This window comes from Saccharopolyspora aridisoli, assembly GCF_004348445.1.
In the GTDB taxonomy this organism is placed as follows: Bacteria; Actinomycetota; Actinomycetes; order Mycobacteriales; family Pseudonocardiaceae; genus Saccharopolyspora; species Saccharopolyspora aridisoli.
This window is the reverse complement of the sequence record NZ_SMKV01000008.1, coordinates 84,048-102,398: the sequence shown is the minus strand read 5'-3', so window position 1 is coordinate 102,398 and position 18,351 is coordinate 84,048. Positions and strand designations below refer to the sequence as shown.

At 69.8% G+C, this 18,351-nt stretch carries 21 protein-coding genes; 3 read left to right on the top strand and 18 right to left on the bottom strand.

Translation table 11 applies throughout. The features are described 5' to 3' along the window. Positions 1–2 precede the first annotated feature (2 nt). From E1161_RS08770 to E1161_RS08715, 12 genes are all read right to left on the bottom strand, one after another. Positions 3–638, bottom strand: a complete 636-nt coding sequence (locus E1161_RS08770) for a hypothetical protein (RefSeq protein ID WP_132621453.1) — start codon at positions 636–638, stop codon at positions 3–5. Positions 639–739: 101 nt separating this feature from the next. Next, a complete protein-coding gene (locus tag E1161_RS08765; RefSeq protein ID WP_132621451.1) occupies positions 740–1,189 on the bottom strand; it encodes a hypothetical protein in 450 nt (149 codons plus the stop codon). Then, positions 1,186–1,545 carry a hypothetical protein gene (locus tag E1161_RS08760; RefSeq protein WP_132621449.1) on the bottom strand — a complete coding sequence of 120 codons (360 nt, stop codon included), beginning with the start codon at positions 1,543–1,545 and terminating at the stop codon, positions 1,186–1,188. The genes E1161_RS08765 and E1161_RS08760 overlap by 4 nt, the downstream gene beginning before the upstream one ends. Continuing rightward, a complete protein-coding gene (locus E1161_RS08755) occupies positions 1,545–2,201 on the bottom strand; it encodes a hypothetical protein (RefSeq protein WP_132621447.1) in 657 nt (218 codons plus the stop codon). Before E1161_RS08755 ends, E1161_RS08760 begins: the two co-directional genes overlap by 1 nt. Positions 2,202–2,312: 111 nt before the next feature. Then, a complete protein-coding gene (locus tag E1161_RS08750) occupies positions 2,313–2,840 on the bottom strand; it encodes a hypothetical protein (RefSeq protein ID WP_235874888.1) in 528 nt (175 codons plus the stop codon). Between the two features lie 43 nt (positions 2,841–2,883). Next, positions 2,884–3,459, bottom strand: a complete 576-nt coding sequence (locus E1161_RS08745; RefSeq protein ID WP_132621445.1) for a hypothetical protein — start codon at positions 3,457–3,459, stop codon at positions 2,884–2,886. Further along, a complete protein-coding gene (hemB, locus tag E1161_RS08740; protein ID WP_132621443.1) occupies positions 3,456–4,439 on the bottom strand; it encodes a porphobilinogen synthase in 984 nt (327 codons plus the stop codon). Before hemB ends, E1161_RS08745 begins: the two co-directional genes overlap by 4 nt. Positions 4,440–4,677: 238 nt before the next feature. Next, complete coding sequence (locus E1161_RS08735; RefSeq protein WP_132621441.1) at positions 4,678–6,210, bottom strand: bifunctional uroporphyrinogen-III C-methyltransferase/uroporphyrinogen-III synthase; 1,533 nt, start codon at positions 6,208–6,210, stop codon at positions 4,678–4,680. A 14-nt stretch (positions 6,211–6,224) separates the two neighbouring features. Further along, a complete protein-coding gene (gene hemC / locus E1161_RS08730; RefSeq protein WP_132621439.1) occupies positions 6,225–7,163 on the bottom strand; it encodes a hydroxymethylbilane synthase in 939 nt (312 codons plus the stop codon). Beyond that, entirely contained in the window at positions 7,160–8,545 is a 1,386-nt protein-coding gene (locus E1161_RS08725) for a glutamyl-tRNA reductase (protein WP_132621437.1), read from the bottom strand. Before E1161_RS08725 ends, hemC begins: the two co-directional genes overlap by 4 nt. Continuing rightward, positions 8,542–9,411 carry a redox-sensing transcriptional repressor Rex gene (locus E1161_RS08720; RefSeq protein ID WP_132621435.1) on the bottom strand — a complete coding sequence of 290 codons (870 nt, stop codon included), beginning with the start codon at positions 9,409–9,411 and terminating at the stop codon, positions 8,542–8,544. Before E1161_RS08720 ends, E1161_RS08725 begins: the two co-directional genes overlap by 4 nt. Before the next feature lie 298 nt (positions 9,412–9,709). Continuing rightward, a complete protein-coding gene (locus tag E1161_RS08715; RefSeq protein ID WP_132621629.1) occupies positions 9,710–9,928 on the bottom strand; it encodes a glutaredoxin family protein in 219 nt (72 codons plus the stop codon). A 426-nt stretch (positions 9,929–10,354) separates the two neighbouring features. On the opposite strand from E1161_RS08715, the gene E1161_RS08710 reads away from it, so the two are divergent. Next, positions 10,355–11,041, top strand: coding sequence for a sigma-70 family RNA polymerase sigma factor (locus E1161_RS08710; RefSeq protein WP_132621433.1), 687 nt, complete (start codon positions 10,355–10,357; stop codon positions 11,039–11,041). A gap of 185 nt (positions 11,042–11,226) precedes the next feature. Then, positions 11,227–12,114 (top strand): HAD family hydrolase, encoded by an 888-nt coding sequence (locus E1161_RS08705; RefSeq protein WP_132621627.1) that lies wholly within the window; start codon positions 11,227–11,229, stop codon positions 12,112–12,114. Positions 12,115–12,248: 134 nt separating this feature from the next. On the opposite strand, the gene E1161_RS08700 is transcribed toward E1161_RS08705, so the two are convergent. From E1161_RS08700 to proC, 6 genes are all read right to left on the bottom strand, one after another. Continuing rightward, entirely contained in the window at positions 12,249–12,659 is a 411-nt protein-coding gene (locus tag E1161_RS08700) for a VOC family protein (protein ID WP_132621431.1), read from the bottom strand. Between the two features lie 141 nt (positions 12,660–12,800). Further along, the gene (locus tag E1161_RS08695; RefSeq protein ID WP_132621429.1) at positions 12,801–13,709 is read right to left on the bottom strand and encodes a lysophospholipid acyltransferase family protein; all 909 of its coding nucleotides are present in this window, start codon (positions 13,707–13,709) and stop codon (positions 12,801–12,803) included. A 23-nt stretch (positions 13,710–13,732) separates the two neighbouring features. Beyond that, positions 13,733–14,767, bottom strand: a complete 1,035-nt coding sequence (locus E1161_RS08690; protein WP_132621427.1) for an NAD-dependent epimerase/dehydratase family protein — start codon at positions 14,765–14,767, stop codon at positions 13,733–13,735. 146 nt (positions 14,768–14,913) lie between these two features. Beyond that, positions 14,914–15,015, bottom strand: a complete 102-nt coding sequence (locus E1161_RS08685; RefSeq protein ID WP_010241351.1) for a 30S ribosomal protein bS22 — start codon at positions 15,013–15,015, stop codon at positions 14,914–14,916. A 181-nt stretch (positions 15,016–15,196) separates the two neighbouring features. Beyond that, positions 15,197–15,421, bottom strand: coding sequence for a helix-turn-helix domain-containing protein (locus tag E1161_RS08680; RefSeq protein ID WP_132621425.1), 225 nt, complete (start codon positions 15,419–15,421; stop codon positions 15,197–15,199). Between the two features lie 317 nt (positions 15,422–15,738). Beyond that, positions 15,739–16,554 (bottom strand): pyrroline-5-carboxylate reductase, encoded by an 816-nt coding sequence (gene proC, locus E1161_RS08675; RefSeq protein WP_132621423.1) that lies wholly within the window; start codon positions 16,552–16,554, stop codon positions 15,739–15,741. A 141-nt stretch (positions 16,555–16,695) separates the two neighbouring features. On the opposite strand from proC, the gene E1161_RS08670 reads away from it, so the two are divergent. Then, positions 16,696–18,324, top strand: coding sequence for a long-chain fatty acid--CoA ligase (locus tag E1161_RS08670; protein ID WP_132621421.1), 1,629 nt, complete (start codon positions 16,696–16,698; stop codon positions 18,322–18,324). Positions 18,325–18,351 lie beyond the last annotated feature (27 nt).

The following is an 18,351-nucleotide window of genomic DNA, read 5'->3' as shown; positions in this document are numbered from 1 at the left end:
TCTCACACGTCGCGGGCGTCGAGGACCGCGCTGATCCGGTCGGTGCGCTCGGCGTGCCGGGCCGCGTCGTGGGAGAGGTGACCGAGCAGCCGGTAGATGCGCTCGTGGTACTCGGGCAGGTCGAGGTAGAAGATCGGCTCGTGGTGCATGACCCGGTTGCGGAAGTCGAGCAAGCCCATGAAGTCGTCGTGCAGCGCGTTGCGCGGGCCCGTGTAGTGGGGGAAGGCGCGGTGCGCCGCGGGAACCCAGATCTGCCGGTCGTGGGTGCGGCTGAGCAGCGAGACCCAGAACCCGAAGGTCAGCTCGGCCACCACGTCATCGGGGGAGGAGTCCGCCCGGCGTTCGACCTTGCGGCGAGCGCGGCCGATCTTGAACTTGGCGTTGTCGGCCAGCTGCGCGACCTCCCACCAGTCGTCCCGGCCGAAACGCTCACGCAAGCGGTGGTGCAGGGCGTTGCGCAGCGACACCTCCAGCCAGTGCAGCGGGCCGTAGAAGGCCGCCGAAACCTGCACGTTCCAGTCGTAGAGCCGGACCGCGACGTCGACGTCGCCTCCGGCCTTCTTGAGGTAGCGGTCGAAGCGAGATTCCGACAGCAGCTCCCTCACCCAACCGGGGAGCTCGACGTCGTCCCTGGTCATGGGGCTTTCCTTTCGACCGCTGCGGATCTCGTGCTAGGTTGGGCGGCGTAGGCCCCGGGTTCGCCTCTGCTCCGCGCATGCCACCCGGGGCACTTTGCTGCCTAGAGCTCCGGCGAGCGCTCCTCGACGAGCTCCGCGAGTTCGGCCGACAGCTTCTCGTGGTCCTTGGCCCAGGCCAGCACCACGGTGTCGTCGGTCAGCCGCAGCGGGATCTCGCCGGTGCCCTTCGGGACCGTCCAGCTACCGCCCAGCACGCGCGCCCCTACGGGCGCTCCCACGTCGTTGACCTCTGCGATCTTGTCGACCGCGACCGCCTCCCTGCCGAGCACCAGTTCGGACGTCGTCAGGCGCACCGCGAGGAGCCGCTGCCTGCCGTAGACCCAGGTGGCGGCGCAGACGGCGAGCGCGAGTCCGACCAGGACCCACATCGCGACGTGCTGCGGGCCGAGCGTGAGCTGCTCGGCGAGGAGCCCCAGCAGCGCGAAGGCCGGGCCCCACAGCACCGGCCACCAGCTGCTGCCGCGTTCGGAGTACAACACCGGATCGCTCATCGCTCACCCGTCAGGAAGTCGGAGCTCTGCTGCGCCCACATCAATACGGTCCCGGCGACGCCGAGCACAAGGAGCAGGACGGGCATTCCGAAACCTGCACCCGAAACGACCATCAGCACCGCGTGCACCGCGGCGAACGCGCTGAGCAGGAACCGCGCCCACCCCCGGCGACGGAGCACCAGCGCACCCAGCGCCAGGTAGATCGCCGCCATGACGACCCCGACGACGGTGTTGACCAGCAGCAACCGACCTTGGACGGCGGGGTCGAACCAGGCCTGCCCGGTCTCCAGCAGGAGCAGCAGGGCCACGACCCACCACAGCACGACCGCGATGCGCAGCGGTTTCGGCGGCGCCATCAGTACTGGCGGTTCGACGCGTCGAAGTAGGCGTTGGACTTCGCCGTGAAGACCAGCACCACGAAGGCGACCGTGCCGACCACGCCCAGCCCGCCCTGCACGTAGCTCAGGGCGTAGTAGCTCCCGGGCAGCGCCTCGGTATCGCTCAGACCGGTCGCCATGCCGCCGGAAGCCAGGGTGCCGGTGCTCGACATCGCCCAGAACGCGGCGAAGATCGTCAGGGTGACCCGCGCCCAGTTCCGGCCCGCCCGCAGCTTGAAGCCGAATGTGATCCACAGGCCGGTCAAGATCAGGTAGAAGATCGTCACGATGACGAAGAAGACCATCATCACGCCGTTGACCGCGGAGGTCACCTCCGCGGTGACGTCCTCCGAACCTCCGCCGATCGAGTCTTGCACCCAGCCCTGCAGCACCAGGTAGCTGACCACGTTGAGCACCGTCACCAGCAGTGGGAGCACCACGGCGATCCAGAACGCGGTCTCGACCGTCGCGGGCCGCTGCGGCACGGCCATCTCGTGGACGGGCACCGGCGGCGCGCTGAACGGGTTCTGCGAGTAGGGCTGGTATCCGCCGAGCTGCTGCTGCGGAAAACCGCCGGAAGGAGTCCCCGACTGAGGGTGCCCACCCTGCTGCCAAGGATTCTGCGGGAAGTTCACGCACGAACCCTAGGAACCAGCCGATACCCCTGTCCACCGGTTCAGGTCAAGTACCGCGAAGAGGACGTTCACATCACCACCCGGGTCCGGCAAGCGGAGCAACCAGGTGGGTCAGCGGGGCTGGAGGTACTGGTTCGAGGGAGCCAGGTAGGCGTAGACGATGGTGGCGGCGATCGTCGCGAGCTGGAGGACGGCGACGAGGACCGTGGCGATCCCGCCTGCCGCGCCCCCGATGACCGTGGGGATCGTCAGCAGGAACCACAGCGCGCCGACCACCGTGATCACAACGCGGGCCCAGTTGCGGCCGTTGCGCATGAAGATCAGGAACATGATCCACAAGCCGGCCAGAACCAAGCAGAACACCACCGCGATCGCGATCGCGACCTGGAACAAGGAGCGGGCCTGATCGAGGCTGAGCGCCGGCTGACCGGTCGCTCCCGCCTGGTTGAGGACCATCTGCAGCTCGGCGTCGCTGATCGTCGCGAACGCCAGCGCGAACATCACGAACCCGACGACCGGGCTGGCGATCCCCGCCCAGAACGAGTTGTCGATCGTGCGCGGGCGCTGCGACCCCGGCGGCCGTTCCGGCGGTGGCGGTGGGGCAGCGCCGTACGGGTTGACTGCGTCTGGCGGCGTCACCAGGTCAGCCTAGGAACAGGCCGAGGCCGTGTCCACCGAATGGTCACCACACGTTACGGGGCGGTTGCGGGCGGAAGCGTCGGGACTCGCGGAAGAACCGGTTGGCCTCGGGCCGGTACATGAACACGATCGCCGCGACCTCGACCGCGGCCACCAGCACCGCGAACACCACGTCGACGCCGCTCACGGTCATCCCGGTCAGCTGCTTGATCAGCGCGGGACCGACCAGCGACACCGTCAGCACGGTGATCACGGCGTTGAACACGCCGAAACCGCCGAACACCGCGAGCGTGATCCGACCCCAGTTGCGACCCTCCAGCATCCGCTTGCACAGCAGCACGTACACCATCAACGTCAACGCCTTGAACATGAAGGTGAACATGATGCCGCTGTTGGCGGCGGCGTCCAGGTCGGTCTGGGTCATCTCGGGTTGCAGCTGGCGGAGCTCGCCGATCAGCCGTTGCCGGTCGAGGAGCTGGACGAACGCCTGCACCACGCCGACCAGCACGGCACCGATCCACAGCCACCGCGCGGTCTGCAGCGCCTGCGGCGGCTCGGGGGGTTCCGGCGGCGGGACCGGTCGGCCGAAGGCGTCCACCCGCTGCTCCAAGTCGGTCATGCGCGCGCGTCCTGCAGCCACTGCGCGGCTTCGGTGGCCCAGTAGGTGAGCACGACGTCCGCGCCCGCGCGGCGGATCGAGGTCAGCGCCTCGAGCACCGTGCGCTGCCGTTCGAGCCAGCCGTTGGCCACCGCCGCCTCGATCATCGCGTACTCGCCGGACACCTGGTAGGCGGCGACCGGGACGTCGGCGACACCGGCGATGTCCCGCAGCACGTCCAGGTAGGACATGGCCGGCTTGACCATCACCATGTCGGCGCCCTCGGCCAGGTCCAGGTCCGCTTCGCGCAGGGCTTCGCGGCCGTTGGCCGGGTCCTGCTGGTAGGTCTTGCGGTCGCCCTTGAGCTGGGAGTCGACGGCCTCGCGGAACGGGCCGAAGAACGCCGAGGCGTACTTCGCGGAGTAGGCCAAGATCGACACGTCGTCGAAGCCGGTGGCGTCCAGCGAATCCCGAATCACGCCGACCTGACCGTCCATCATGCCGCTCGGCCCGACCACGTGGGCACCGGACTGCGCCTGCACCACGGCCATCTCGCCGTAGATCTGCAGCGTGCGGTCGTTGTCGACGTTGCCGTCCTCGTCCAGCACGCCGCAGTGGCCGTGATCGGTGAACTCGTCCAGGCACAGGTCGGCCATCAGCACCGTGCTGTCGCCGACCTCGGAGCGCAGGTCGCGCAGCGCGACGTTGAGGATCCCGTCGGGATCGACCGCGCCGGACCCGTCCGCGTCGTGCTCCTCCGGCACCCCGAAGAGCATCAGCCCACCGACGCCCGCGCTGACCGCCTCGGCCGCGGCCTTCTTCAGCGAGTCGCGGGTGTGCTGCACGACCCCGGGCATGGACTTGATCGGCACCGGCTCGGAGGCCCCTTCGCGGACGAACATCGGCAGCACCAGGTGCCGCGGCTCCACGGAGGTCTCGGAAACCAGCCGACGCACCGCCGGGTTGCGGCGGAGTCGACGGGGACGGCTCGTCGGATACATAACAGCGGCTCCCCAAGCTGACTAGGCGGGGTGACTCCCCGAGCGTAACCACTCCGTGAATTCAGACTCCCGGAGACCTCACCCGACCGTGATCGTCCCCTCAACCCGAGGCGGTCGCCAGACCCCTCCCGAAGGACTTCAACAGCGGTGTCCGTCCCGGTGAGGTGCCGAAGGGCGCCTGGACGTGGTGTCCTGGGCGCCCTTCGAGGTCTCGATCGGCTTTCGACGCCGCGCCGGATCAGCTCCGGCGGGCTCGCTTGGCCTTGCGCGGAGGCGGCAGCGCGCCTTCCGCGCGGAGGCGGGCCGCGTGAGCGGCGAGGGCGTCGACCAGCTCCTCGACCCGGGGGGCCTCGGGCTGGACGTCGACCCGCAGACCGAACTCCTTCGCCGTTTCGGCCGTGTTCGGCCCGATGCAGGCGACGAGCGTGCGGGCGTGCGGCTTGCCCGCGATGCCGACGAGGTTGCGGACCGTGGAGGACGAGGTGAAGCAGACCGCGTCGAAACCACCGGTCTTGATCATCTCGCGGGTTTCCGCGGGCGGCGGAGCGGCGCGGACGGTGCGGTAGGCCGTCACGTCGTCGACCTCCCAGCCGCGCTCCTGCAGCCCAGCCGACAGCGTCTCGGTGGCGATGTCGGCGCGCGGCAGCAGCACCCGGTCAACCGGGTCCAGTATGTCGTCGTGCGGCGGGAACTCCTGCAGCAAGCCCTCGCTCGACTGGTCGCCCGAGGGCAGCAGCTCCGGGAAGATGCCGAAGGCGCGCACCTTCTCCGCAGTGGCCTCGCCGACGCAGGCGATCTTCACACCGGAGAACGCGCGGGCGTCCAGGCCGAACTCCGCGAACTTCTCCCACACCGCGCGGACCGCGTTCGCCGAGGTGAACACGACCCACTGGTAGCGGCCGTCGACCAGGCCCTTGACCGCGCGCTCCATCTGAGCGGGGCTGCGCGGCGGCTCCACGGAGATGGTCGGCACCTCGTGCGACACCGCACCGTGCGACCACAACCGCTCGCTCATCACGCCGGCCTGCTCCTTGGTGCGCGGCACCAGGATCTTCCAGCCGTACAGGGCTCGGGACTCCCACCAGGACAGCTTGCTGCGCTCGGAGACGATGTCGCCGATCGTCACCACCAGGTGGCCCTGCAGCTCGCCGGCGTCGGCGGCGAGCGAAGCCAACGTGGTGTCGATGGTGCGCTGCTGCACCGTGGTTCCGGAGGCGGTCACCGCGACCGGGGTGGTCGCCGGACGGCCGTGCTCGACCAACCGCGAAGCGGCTTCGGCGAGGTGGCTGCCGGTGGTGTGCAGCACCAGCGCGCCGGGCACACCGGCCAGCGCCGGCCAGTCGGCATCACCGCGGACGTCGACCTCGGTGTGCACCGCGCCCAGCGCGATGCCGGCGTAGGCCGGAACCGCGCTGCCGCCGGAGACACCGGGGATGACGTCGAACGGAGCCTCGGTCTTGGAGACCTCCTGCGTCTCGCGGACCACCGCGTCGGCGGTGAGCGGGTCACCGGCGACCAGGCGCACCACGTTGCGGCCTGTGTCGGCCTCGTTCACCAGGTCCTTGGCCACGTCGGAAGGATCGCCGACGGCGGGGCGAACTTCCGCCCCCTCGGCGGCCATCGCGACGATGTCGGCGGGTACGTCCGGGTCGGTCACCAGCAGCGAAGCGCGGGCGATCACATCCCGGCCCCGAACGGTGAGAAGTCCCGCGTCACCGGGACCGGAACCCACGAAAGCAATCCGTCCGGGGGTCTTACGTGCTCGGGTCATCAGGGCACTCCCCATCAACTACTGCCGGGACCGCTGAGCAAAGCGGCCCTGGCTTCGAGCAGCTCATCGGCCAGTTCCAGGCCAAGCTGCTCTGCGGCGGTCGTCTCACCAGTGGCGGAAGCGCGGACCAGGACATCGTCGTCGGTCGCTACCACTCCACGAAGGGACAGGCGCAGCGCCACGCGCCCGTCGTCGTCGAGGTCCTCCACCACTTCGGCCAGCGCGCCGACCGGCGCGTGGCAGCCGGCTTCGAGCCGGGCCAGCACAGCGCGTTCGGCGGCAACCGCGGCGCGGCTGGCCTGATCGTCCAAAACGGACTGCAGCAAGTGCTCTGTGTCCACGTCGTTGACGCGGCATTCCACTGCGAGCGCGCCCTGAGCGGGCGCGGGCAGCATCTGCAGTGGATCGAGCGTTTCCGTGATCACCGAAAGCCGGCCCACCCGGGCCAGCCCGGCGCGGGCGAGGACGACGGCGTCCAGCTCGCCGTCTGTCACCTTGCGCATTCGGGTGTCCACATTGCCGCGGATGCCGCGCACCTCCAGCCCCAGGCCCGCGGCCCGGAGCTGACTGGCGCGGCGCGGCGAACCGGTGCCCACAACGGACCCCGGGGGCAGTTCGCCGAGCGTCAGACCGTCCCGTGCCACCAGCGCGTCCCTCGGGTCCTCCCGGACCGGGACAGCGGCCAGCGACAACCGGGGGTCCGGTTCGGTCGGCAGGTCTTTGCAGGAGTGGATGGCCACGTCGACCTCGTCGTTCACGAGCGCTTCGCGCACCGCGGAGGTGAACACGCCGACGCCGATCTCGGCGATCGGGGCCGTCGACTGGTCACCGGGGGTCTCGACGGCCACCAGCTGGGTCGGGTAGCCGGCCGCCTCCAGCTGTTCGGCGACCCACGTGCTCTGCGCCATCGCGAGCGCGCTTCCGCGGGTGCCGATCCGGAGGGTCTTGTTCAACGGTCCTCACCGTCCTGTTCCGCCCGGCCGCGCAGCAGCGCCTGGGCGACCGTGACCCCGCCTGGGAGGTTCTCCTCGGCTAGCGGGGTGCCGATCACCGCAGCGGCCTGCGGGTCGAGCTCGAAGAGCTCACGGAGTGCGTCGGCGTAGCCGGAACCACCCGGCTGCGACGCGAGTTGCTTGACGCGGACGGTCGGCGCGTGCAGGAGCTTGTCCACCACGCGGCGCACCGTGCGGCTGAGCTCCTCCCGCGTCGGCGCGTCGATGTCGGGAAGCCGCGAGTCCAGTCGCAGCAGTTCGCTGTCGACGACCTCGGCGGCGCGCTTGCGCAGCGCGGTGACCGTGGGGGTCACCTCGGCCGAGCGCTGCGCGGCCAGGTAGCCGCGCACCTCCTCGGCGACGATCTCGGCGGCCCGGTCGGACTCGTTGCCGCCCTGCTTGGCCGACAACCGGTGCTGCAGGCTGGCCAGGTCAACGACGGTGACACCGGGCAGGTCGCCGACCTCGGCAGCGATGTCGCGCGGGAGCCCCAGGTCGCAGCACAGCAGCGGCCGGTCGTCCCGGACCACCAGCGCTGCGGAGACGACCTCTTCGGTCACCACGGCACCGACCGCGCCGGTGCAGGCGACCAGCAGGTCCGCCGCGGCGATCGCGTCGGCCAGGTTCGAGAGGTCCGCGGTGCCGGCGTCCACGCCGTCGGCGCGCAGGGACTCGGCCAGCCGCTCGCCGTTGGCGGCGGTGCGGTTGGCGATGACGACGCGACCGATGTCCGCTCGCTTGAGCTGCGCGGCGGTCAGGCCGCCCATCGAACCGGCACCCACCAGCAGCGCGCTCTTGCCTTCGAGGCCGTCGAGCGCGGCCTCGGCGTCGGCCAGGGCCTCCGAGACCACCGAAGCGCCCTCGTTGTCGATGCCGGTCTCGCTGTGCACGCGCTTGCCGACGCGCAACGCCTGCTGCGCCAGCTCGTGCAGCGTCTTGCCGACGGTGCCGCGCTCGTCGGCGGTTCCGTAGGCCTGACGCAGCTGGCCGAGGATCTGCGCTTCTCCGACGACCATCGAGTCCAGCCCGGACGACACCGAGAACAGGTGCTCGACGGCGGCGCCGGCGTAGTAGACGTAGAGGTGGTCGGCGAGTTCACCGACCTCGGTTCCGGAGTGGCGCGACAGCACGGCCGTCACGTCACCCAGGCCGCCGTGGAAGGTCTCGGCCAGCGCGTAGATCTCGACCCGGTTGCAGGTGGAGATCACGAACGCCTCGGCGATGTGCTCGCGCAGCACGAGCTCGTCGAGGATCTTGTTGATGTCCGCACCACTGATGGCGACCCGCTCCAGGACCCGGACCGGTGCGCTGTGGTGGGAAATCCCGACGGTGAGCAGGTTCACAGCCGTTCCACCATCCTGTTCGCCGAATCGATCTCACCCGGAAGCCCCGCGCCGCCGCCCGGCGGTCCGCCGTCGGACGCCGCGGCGTCGACCGCGTTCGCGGCTTCCTGCTGCCGTCGGGCCACGTGGAAGGAAAGGATCTGCATCTCCACCGCCAGGTCGACCTTGCGCACCTCGACGTGCTCGGGGACCTGCAGCACGATCGGGGCGAAGTTCAGGATGCACATGACGCCGCCGGCCACCAAGCGGTCGCAGACCTCCTGCGCGCCCTGGGTGGGGGTGGCGATGACGCCGATGGTGACCTCGCGCTCCGAGCACACCTCGACGATGTCGTCGATGTGGCTCACCGGGATGCCGCCGACCGGTACACCGACCAGGTCGTCGTCGAGGTCGAACAGCGCCGAGACCGGGAATCCCCGACCCGGGAATCCGCCGTAGTTGGCCAGCGCGTGCCCGAGGTTGCCGATCCCGACCACGGCGACGCTGTGCTTGCGGGTCAGGCCGAGCGTCCGCTCGATCTGGCCGATCAGCACCTCGACCTCGTAGCCGACGCCGCGGGTGCCGTAGGAGCCGATGTAGGAGAGGTCCTTGCGCAGCTTGGCGGAGTTGACGCCGGCCGCGGTGGCGAGCTCTTCGCTGGAGACCGTGGTGATGTCCTGCTCGGCGAGCGCGGACAGGGCGCGCAGGTAGACCGCGAGCCGGGCGACGGCCGCTTCCGGGATGGAACGGGCGCGCTCGCGGGCGGCCGGGACGGCGATGGAGGTGCCGTTGGGGTCGGCGGCCCCGTTCGACGCCCCCGAGGACGCAGCGGTCCGGGCAGTGGTCTGCCCGTCTCCTTCTGGCACGTCCGCTCCTTGGGCCGTCACGCTGGATCTCCCTCGCCTGCTGGTGGTCTGCGCCTCGGGCGGCACCGAAGTGGTGCGAACACCGGGGAAACGGTGAGGCGGAACCACCCGACCCGCTGTTCCGCGCCGGAAAATCCGACGGGGAGTCCCGGCGGCACGACCCTTACACCGTAGCCATTTGTGAATGCATGCACAAAGTCGGCGGGGGTGAGCGCACCGGAGGCGCGAACCTTCCCCGCCATCATTGCGGATACCCCCCTGAAGTGCCAAAACGGGTGGTACAGGGCACGTGACCGACGTCGCCGGGCTCCGAGACGGGTCAGTTCCGCAGCGCGCGGCGGAAGCGCTCTTCCTCGACCTTCCAGAAACCGTGCTCGACTCCATCGATCAAGATCACCGGGACGCGGTCGCCGTACTCGGCGCGCAGCTCCGAGTCGGTGTCGACATCGCTGACCGACCACGCCACGCCCAGCTCATCGCAGATGCGACGCACGTCGGCGATCGCGTCGACGCAGGAGTGGCAGCCCTCGCGGGACATCACGGTCACCTCGTGCACGTCGCCTCCTCAGCGAGCCGTTCGAAGAATTTCGGCACTTCCAACCTACTCAGCCCGTGGCGCCGCGGAGACCGGGCTCACCTCGCCGACCGAGCAGCTCACGTGCGCAAAATCACGCGGCGTGATCATGGTCATCCAGCGCGGACAACACGGAGCGCGACCGGACCGTCACCGCAAAGATCTACCTACTTCCGAGTAACAACACGTATGCTGCTGCTCCAACGCCCACCCCGGTGAGCGTTAGCCAGTCGAGTGAAGGCCCGATCGAGCGGTACCGGCGCGACCCGTCGTAGCTGATCGGCCCCCGGATCAGGTGCCCGTCACGGGCACGACGACATGGTTGCCGGCCCGATGCGTCCCAGATCCACCAGCGCCGGTGAAGCCAACGAAGGCAGGAGGTCGCCGGAGATGAGCAGCCCCAAGACGCTCACACCCCCCGCCCCCGACACCGCAGACCTCACTCAACACGTCTCGCCGCGGCCGTTGAGTTCAACGCGCACGAACGTCTCCGTGCCGGACAGCTGGCCGACCGAGAAGTTCACCCCGGACACCTGGGCCTACGTCAGCGCGGCGCAGCAAGGCGACAACGACGCCTTCGGCAGGCTCTACGACGAGTACTCCCAGACCGTCTACCGGTACGTGCTGTTCAGGGTCAGCGACCACTGCCTGGCCGAGGACATCACCAGCGAGACCTTCCTGCGGGCGCTGCGGCGCATCGCCTCGATCAGCTACCAGGGCCGCGACGTGGCCGCCTGGTTCATCACCATCGCCAAGAACCTCGTACTCGACCACATCAAGTCGAGCCGGAACCGCCTGGAGATCCCCACCTCCGAGGTCACCGACCACCTGCCTTCCAAGGGCACGCACGTCGGTCCCGAGAACCAGGTTCTGCTCGACGCCACCAACGACGAGCTGCTGCAGTGCATCCGCCAGCTCAACCCCGACCAGCGGGAATGCATCCGGCTGCGGTTCCTCGAGGACATGTCGGTGACCGAAACGGCCATCGCCATGCAACGCAACGAGGGCGCCGTCAAGGCCCTGCAGCACCGCGCGGTCCGCAGGCTGGCGCAACTCCTGCCCGACGATCTCCGATAGTGCTTGCCGATCCCGGCGGAGGTGCGCAATCGTGGCGCGGACGAGGTCTTAAGCTGTGAGGCAGCCGCCCCCGGGACCGGGGCCGGTTGGATCACGGACTTCGCACACCACCACTCCGGAGGACCCTGGGAGGCGCGGCGGTGCCGACACGGCAGGGCTCGGCCGATGACGCGGACCACAACGGCATGCGCACGTCCAGCACAGAGCAGATCGACAGCGCGAAAGTAGCAGGTCGCGCCTCGGCCGAGGCGGCGGTTGCAGCCGCCACGGTCCAGGACGGCACGCTCACGACGCCGCCGGACCTCACCGCGGCGGCGTTCTTCGACGTCGACAACACGATGATGATGGGCGCCTCGCTGTTCCACTTCGCGCGAGGCCTGGCCGCCCGGAAGTTCTTCAACCCGGGGGACCTGGCCGGATTCGCCTGGCAGCAGCTGAAGTTCCGGATCGGTGGCCGGGAGAACCCGCAGGACATCCAGGCCAGCCGCGAGCAGGCGCTGTCCTTCGTCGCCGGGCGCAGCGTCGAGGAGCTGGTCACCCTCAGCGAGGAGATCTACGACGAGCTGATGGCCGACCGGATCTGGGCGGGCACCCGCGCGCTCGCGCAGATGCACCTCGACGCCGGGCAGCGGGTGTGGCTGGTCACCGCGACACCCGTCGAGCTGGCCTCGATCATCGCCCGGCGCCTCGGCCTGACCGGCGCGCTGGGCACGGTCTCCGAGAGCGAGAACGGCACCTACACCGGTCGCCTGGTCGGTGAGATGCTGCACGGCCGCGCCAAGGCGCACGCGGTGCGCGCGATCGCCGCCAGCGAAGGCTTGGACCTGCGCCGCTGCACCGCCTACTCCGACTCGGCCAACGACATACCGATGCTGTCGGTCGTGGGCACCGCCGTGGCGGTCAACCCGGACCAGCGGCTGCGCGAGATCGCCCGAGCCCGGGACTGGGAGGTCCGCGACTTCCGCACCGGGCGCAAGGCCGTCCGCATCGGCCTCAACTCCATGCTCGGCGCGGGCGCGGCAGCGGGCGCCGTCGCAGCAGGCCTCGCCTACCGCCGCCGTGACCGCTCCTGACCAGCGCTCACAGGCACTGGCGCTTCCTCAACCCCGCAAGGGCAACCCGCACCGCCGGGAATTCTCCTGAGGACGAGCGCGCGATTCGACACGCCCAGGTCACCCACCCGCACCGCTGAGCGAGCCGACGACGGTCAATCCGAGATGTCGACCATCCAGTTGGTGCCGTGTCGGTCGGTGCACATCCCGAACTCGTCGCCCCACATCTGCTTCTCCAGCGGGACGTGGACCTGTCCGCCTTCGGCCAGCTTGACGAAGTAGCCGCGCAGCGCGTCGGCGTCGGCCGCCTCGCCGCTGATGCTGATCGAGAAGTTGTTGCCGGACTGGGTGGGCGTGTCCGGCGGGGCATCGGCCGCCATCAGCGTGAAACCGAGCTGCGTGATCAGGTTGCCGTGCATGATCTTGTCCGCGGACGGCCCGTCGGCCTGACCGAACTGGCCGTAGGTGTTCAACGTCAGATCCCCGCCGAGCACCGACTGGTAGAACTCCAACGCCTGCCTGGCGTCGCCGTTGAACTGCAGGTACGGGTTGAGCTTCGCCGCCACCGTCGATCGCCTCCAGCACTAGGGGTGCGGATGGGCCGGCGCGGCGACATCCCCGCCCGCCGCGCCGGCCCGCTACATCCTCGTCATGCGGCGGCGCACCACGCACGCCCGACGGCCCGGGATCATCAGTCCGAGTGGCCTTCAGCCCAGGAAGACGTTCGTGCGCTGCGACAGCAGCCGGTAGAGCGTCTGCTGGATAATCTCCCTGACCTGGTCGGACAGGCTGAACACCAGCATCGGGTCGTCCGCCGCGCCCTCCGGGTACCCGGAGGTCTCGATCGGCTCACCGAACTCGATGTACCACTTCGAGGGAAGCGGCACCGCGCCCAGCGGGCCGAAGTGCGGGAACAGCGGCGTCACCGGGAAGTAGGGCAGGCCCAGCAGCCGGGCGATCGGCTTCAGGTCCGCCAGCTTCGGGTAGATCTCCTCGGCACCCACGATCGCGCAAGGGATGATCGGCGCGCCCGTGCGCAGCGCGGCTGAGACGAAACCCCCGCGGCCGAAGCGCTGCAGCTTGTAGCGGTCCTTGAACGGCTTGCCGATGCCCTTGAAGCCCTCCGGCCACACCCCGACGATCTCCCCGCCGGTCAGCAGCCGCTCGGCGTCGGGGTTGCAGGCCAGCGTGTGCCCGGCCTTGCGGGCCAACGCGCCCAGCATCGGCATCCGGAACACCAGGTCCGCGCCCAGCATCCGCAGGTGCCGCTCGGCTGGGTGGTGGTCGTGCAGCGCGACCGTGGTCATCAGCGCGTCCCACGGCAAGGTGCCCGAGTGGTTGGCGACGACCAGCGCACCGTCATCGGGAACGTTGTGCGCGCCGATGGTCTCCACCCGGAACCACTTGTCGTAGAACGGGCGGATCATCCGCAGGAGGACCTCGTCGGTGAGCTCCTCGTCGAAGCCGAACTCGTCGACGCGGTAGTCGCCGAGCAGCCGACGCCGGGCGAAGGCGAGCACGTCGATGACGGCCTCCTCCCAGCCCGGCTCGTCCGGGGTGGGAGGAGGCCGGACGCCGTTCTCCGGTCGCAACGGGATCACCTGCGCATCGGCCATCGCGCCTCCGTCTCGCCTCCCGCTCACCGCGGTCTCGAAAGCAGTTCCCCGGCGCGCCGCTCCAGCGCCATGATCTTCTCCGGCTCCACCACCGGGCGCAGGCCGCGGCCGCGCACGAAGTCGTCGAACGCTTGCTGGGTGGTCCAGCGCGGGGTGAACCCGAAGGTCTCACGAAGCCGCGTGGTGTCCAGCACCCGGCCGAAGTTGAGGAAGCGCAGCTGCTCCGGCGAGAAGTCCACCAGCCGGGCGCTGCGGAACAGCTGCGTCACGGCGGGCACCGACGGGCTCGGCAGCGGCAGCGCCACCCGGCCCGCGCGGCGGATCGCCTGCGACAGCATCAGCACCCCGTCGCCGGCCACGTTGTAGACACCGGTCCTGTCGCCCAGCGTCGCGCGCTCCAGCACGGCCAGCGCGTCCTCGGAGTGCAGCAGCTGGAAGCGCGCGTCGAAACCGAGGACGGTCGGCACCACCGGCAGCATGAAGTAGCGGGACAGCATCGCGTCGATGCGCGGGCCGATCAGGTTCGAGAACCGCAGCGTCGTGACGTCCACGTCGGGCCGGCGGCGGCCGAAACCGCGCACGTAGCCTTCGATCTCCACGGCGTCCTTGGCGTAACCGGACGACGGCAGGTCCTTGGGCTCGACGTCCTCGGTGAACACGGCGGGATCGCGCGAACTGGACCCGTAGACGGCGCAGGTGGAGCGCACCACGACCTTGCGGACCCGCGGAGACTGCTGGCAGGCCGCCAGCAGTTGCATGGAGCCGATGACGTTCATGTCCTTGAGCGTCGCCCGGCCGCCGGGACCCGTGTGCGTGTTGATCGCCGCGTGCACCACGGTGTCGACACCGGCGTTGTTGATCACCTTGCTGATCAGCGGGTTGCGGATGTCGGCGCGCACGAACTGGGTGCGCCCCATCCGCCGCATCAGGTCACGACCGGGCTGGACCGTGTCCACGCCCAGCACCCGATCGATCGCCGGATCGGCCGCCAGCCGCGCCGCCAGGTGGCCGCCCAGGAAGCGGCTCACACCCGTCACCAGCACGACGTTCGGCCCCATGTTTACCCCGCGCAGTCGAAGGAGTGCCGCCCGAGATCGATGCTACAGGCGGACCCGCCTCCCACCAGTCATCCCGGCGTTACCGGGCGGGGTCGAACAAGCAAAACCGCCGTCGACTCCGAGGGTCGACGGCGGCTTTTGTCAGATCACTTGCCCAACTTGCGACGCTGGACCCGCGTCTTGCGAAGCAGCTTGCGGTGCTTCTTCTTGGACATGCGCTTGCGGCGCTTCTTGATGACCGAGCCCATGCGGACTCCTTCACTCTTGACGGCGGTTCGAACGTCTTCCGTGCCGGAGCAGCTGCCAGGAGCGCATCAGGCACGACCAACCCAAAACTTTACCCGCCCTGGTCTCGGGCCTGCCGCCGTGGTCCGGCAAGCAGGGTTCGATCACCCCCGGGCGCGCCTGGGGGTGATCTTCGCGAGCGGCTCAACCCGCGTCGTAGTAGGCGTGTTCGAGGTAGGCGTGGACGTCCTTCTCGGCGACGCGGAACGAGCGGCCCACCCTGGCGGCGGGCAGCTCGCCTGCGTGCACGAGCCGGTACACCGTCATCTTCGACACCCGCATCAGCTTGGCCACCTCGGCGACGGTGAGGAACCGCACCTGGCCCATGCTCGGCGGTGCCTGGCGACCGGGTTCGGAGTTCGCAGACATGCTTCACCGTGCCCTCCACACGTGTCGCCCCCGGCGGCTTCCCCGCCCGCCGGAAACCTCACGCACGTGCTCCACCGAGACTAACGGGACACACGACAATTGTTGAGTTGACTTTTTGCTCGTTGGTCGCCTTTCGTGGCGGTGCGGTGGCCGGGCTCGATCGGCTTGGTGGACTCCGCGCGCCGATCCTCGAGTACCTGAGCGCGGCGTCGCGGTGCACTCGCCACGACGCCGCTGAAGACCCGCGGCGGCAAGCTGCGGGGGTTGGGGCGCGGAGAGAATCGGCTCGCCGGTTGCCTGACGCGGCCCGGCTGTGCTCAGTCGTCCTCTTCGTGGGCTCGGCCGAGTTCGACCGAGCGGTCCCGGGCTGCTTCGATGGCGTCGATGAGGGCTGCTCGGACTCCGTGCTTCTCCAGCTCGCGGATGCCGGCGATGGTGGTGCCCGCCGGGGAGGTGACCGCTTCGCGGAGCATGACCGGGTGTCCGCCGCCCTCGCGGAGCATGGCCGCTGCGCCGACCGCGGACTGGACGATGAGGTCTGCGGCCGTGGCCCGCGGGATGCCCAGCAGGATCCCAGCGTCGATCATGGCCTCGACCAGGTAGAAGAAGTACGCCGGACCGGAACCCGACAGCGCGGTGACCGCGTCCTGCTGGCCCTCCGGAACCCTCGCGACCTTGCCGACGCTGCCCAGCAGCTCCTCGACCAGGTCCAAGTCCCGGTCCGCGGCGTGCGCGCCACCGGAGATGGCGGCCATGGCCTCGCCAACCAGCATCGGGGTGTTCGGCATGACCCGGACGACCGCCGTGCCCTCCGGCAGCCGGCGCTCGAACAGCTTCGTCGGCAGGCCGGCGCACAGCGACACGACCAGCTTGCCGCCCGGGACCTTCGGCGCCATCTCGTCCAGCAGCGGCTCGATGTCCTGCGGCTTGACCGCCACCACGATCACGTCCGCGCGCTCCACCGCCGTGGGCACGTCCACGTGCGAGATGCCGTAGGTCTTGGTCAGCTCCTCGGCACGGGTCGGGAAGCGCTCGGTGAACAGCAGGTCGGACGGCGCTCGTCCGGCTTTGATCAGGCCCGAGAGCAGGGCTTCTCCGATCTTTCCGGCTCCGAGCACGGCGATGGTCGTCATGAGGCTCAGGGTGCCAGACCACGCTGCGTGTCGACCCCTCCCGTTGGCCCGCACCTGCGGCTACCGTGTTCCGCACCACAATTCTGAAGGTCTTTCACCCCGCCGCCACCACGCGACCCCCACAGCGGAGGAGCTTCGACCATGTTGAGCACGATGAACGACGGCCCCCTCTCGATCGCCCGGATCATGCGGCAGGGCACAGGCCCGCACGGTGCCACCGCCGAGGTCGTGACCTGGACCGGCGCCGAGTCCCGGCGCAGCGGGTACGCCGAGATCGGCCGGGAAGCCGCGCGGCTGGCGCACGCGCTGCGCGGACTCGGCGTCACCGGCGACCAGCGCGTCGGCACGTTCATGTGGAACAACGCCGAGCACCTGACCGCCTACCTCGCGGTGCCGTCCATGGGCGCGGTGCTGCACACCCTCAACATCCGCCTGTTCCCCGAGCAGCTGGTCTACGTCGCCAACCACGCCGAGGACCACGTGGTGCTGGTCGACCACACCCTGCTGCCGCTGTTCGCCAAGCTGCTGCCCGAGATGAAGACCGTCCGGCACGCGGTCGTGGTGGGCGGTGACGCGAGCGCCTTGGAGGCGCCCGCGGGCGTCGAGGTGCACGGCTACGCGGATCTGCTGGCCGGGCAGCCGGAGGAGTTCGACTGGCCCGAGCTGGACGAGCGCTCCGCCGCGGCTATGTGCTACACGTCCGGGACCACCGCCAACCCCAAGGGCGTCGTCTACTCGCACCGCTCCATCTACCTGCACTCGATGCAGGTGTGCATGACCGACGGCATGGCCCTCGAGCAGGGCGACCGGGGCCTCGCGGTGGTGCCGATGTTCCACGCGATGTCGTGGGGCCTGCCCTACGGGGCGTTCATGGTCGGTGCCTCGCTGATCATGCCGGACCGTTTCCTGCAGCCCGAACCGCTGGTGGCGATGATGACCGCCGAGCGCCCGACGATGGCCGCGGCGGTGCCGACGATCTGGCAGGGCGTGCTCGCGGAGCTGGCGAAGGAACCCCACGACATCTCCTCGCTGCGCGAGGTCGTGATCGGCGGTTCGGCGTGTCCGCCGACGATGATGCGGACCTTCCAGGAGGACTACGGCATCACGGTCGTGCACGCCTGGGGCATGACCGAGACCTCGCCGCTGGGCAGCCTCGCACGGCCGCCCGCTGGAGTGACCGGCGAGGACGAGTGGCCCTACCGCGTGAGCCAGGGACGGCTGCCCGCCTCGGTGGAGGCGAGGCTGGTCGACGACGACGGCCGGATCCTGCAGTGGGACGGCCTGAGCATCGGCGAGCTGGAGGTTCGCGGCCCGTGGGTCGCCGAGGCGTACTACGGCGACGACGATCCGGAGAAGTTCCACGACGGCTGGCTGCGCACCGGCGACGTCGGCTACCTGACGCCCGAGGGCTTCCTGCACCTGACCGACCGGGCCAAGGACGTCATCAAGTCCGGCGGTGAGTGGATCTCCTCGGTGGAGCTGGAGAACCAGGTCATGGCGCACCCCGCGGTGGCCGAGGCGATGGTCATCGGAGTTCCGGACGAGAAGTGGTCGGAACGCCCGCTGGTGGCGGTGGTGCTGCGCGAGGGCGAGACCGCCGACGCGGCGGGCCTCCGCGAGTTCCTGTCCGGTTCGGTCGCGCGCTGGCAGCTGCCCGAGTACTGGACGTTCATCACCGAGGCGCCGAAGACCAGCGTCGGCAAGTTCGACAAGAAGCGCCTCCGCAAGCAGCATTCCGAAGGCGATCTCGACGTCATCCACCTCACCTGATCGGGGCGGCGAGGGCGGGACGAGATC

What these genes read in the sequence shown, in the direction of transcription:
- E1161_RS08710 (WP_132621433.1), top strand. Translation starts at nt 10,355, where the DNA reads ATGAGCAGCCCCAAGACGCTCACACCCCCCGCCCCCGACACCGCAGAC.
- E1161_RS08770 (WP_132621453.1), bottom strand. Translation starts at nt 638, where the DNA reads ATGACCAGGGACGACGTCGAGCTCCCCGGTTGGGTGAGGGAGCTGCTG.
- E1161_RS08760 (WP_132621449.1), bottom strand. Translation starts at nt 1,545, where the DNA reads ATGGCGCCGCCGAAACCGCTGCGCATCGCGGTCGTGCTGTGGTGGGTC.
- E1161_RS08705 (WP_132621627.1), top strand. Translation starts at nt 11,227, where the DNA reads ATGCGCACGTCCAGCACAGAGCAGATCGACAGCGCGAAAGTAGCAGGT.
- E1161_RS08765 (WP_132621451.1), bottom strand. Translation starts at nt 1,189, where the DNA reads ATGAGCGATCCGGTGTTGTACTCCGAACGCGGCAGCAGCTGGTGGCCG.
- E1161_RS08685 (WP_010241351.1), bottom strand. Translation starts at nt 15,015, where the DNA reads ATGGGCTCGGTCATCAAGAAGCGCCGCAAGCGCATGTCCAAGAAGAAG.
- proC (WP_132621423.1), bottom strand. Translation starts at nt 16,554, where the DNA reads ATGACGACCATCGCCGTGCTCGGAGCCGGAAAGATCGGAGAAGCCCTG.
- hemB (WP_132621443.1), bottom strand. Translation starts at nt 4,439, where the DNA reads ATGTATCCGACGAGCCGTCCCCGTCGACTCCGCCGCAACCCGGCGGTG.
- E1161_RS08680 (WP_132621425.1), bottom strand. Translation starts at nt 15,421, where the DNA reads ATGTCTGCGAACTCCGAACCCGGTCGCCAGGCACCGCCGAGCATGGGC.
- E1161_RS08690 (WP_132621427.1), bottom strand. Translation starts at nt 14,767, where the DNA reads ATGGGGCCGAACGTCGTGCTGGTGACGGGTGTGAGCCGCTTCCTGGGC.
- E1161_RS08715 (WP_132621629.1), bottom strand. Translation starts at nt 9,928, where the DNA reads ATGTCCCGCGAGGGCTGCCACTCCTGCGTCGACGCGATCGCCGACGTG.
- E1161_RS08745 (WP_132621445.1), bottom strand. Translation starts at nt 3,459, where the DNA reads ATGACCGACTTGGAGCAGCGGGTGGACGCCTTCGGCCGACCGGTCCCG.
- E1161_RS08735 (WP_132621441.1), bottom strand. Translation starts at nt 6,210, where the DNA reads ATGACCCGAGCACGTAAGACCCCCGGACGGATTGCTTTCGTGGGTTCC.
- E1161_RS08695 (WP_132621429.1), bottom strand. Translation starts at nt 13,709, where the DNA reads ATGGCCGATGCGCAGGTGATCCCGTTGCGACCGGAGAACGGCGTCCGG.
- E1161_RS08670 (WP_132621421.1), top strand. Translation starts at nt 16,696, where the DNA reads ATGTTGAGCACGATGAACGACGGCCCCCTCTCGATCGCCCGGATCATG.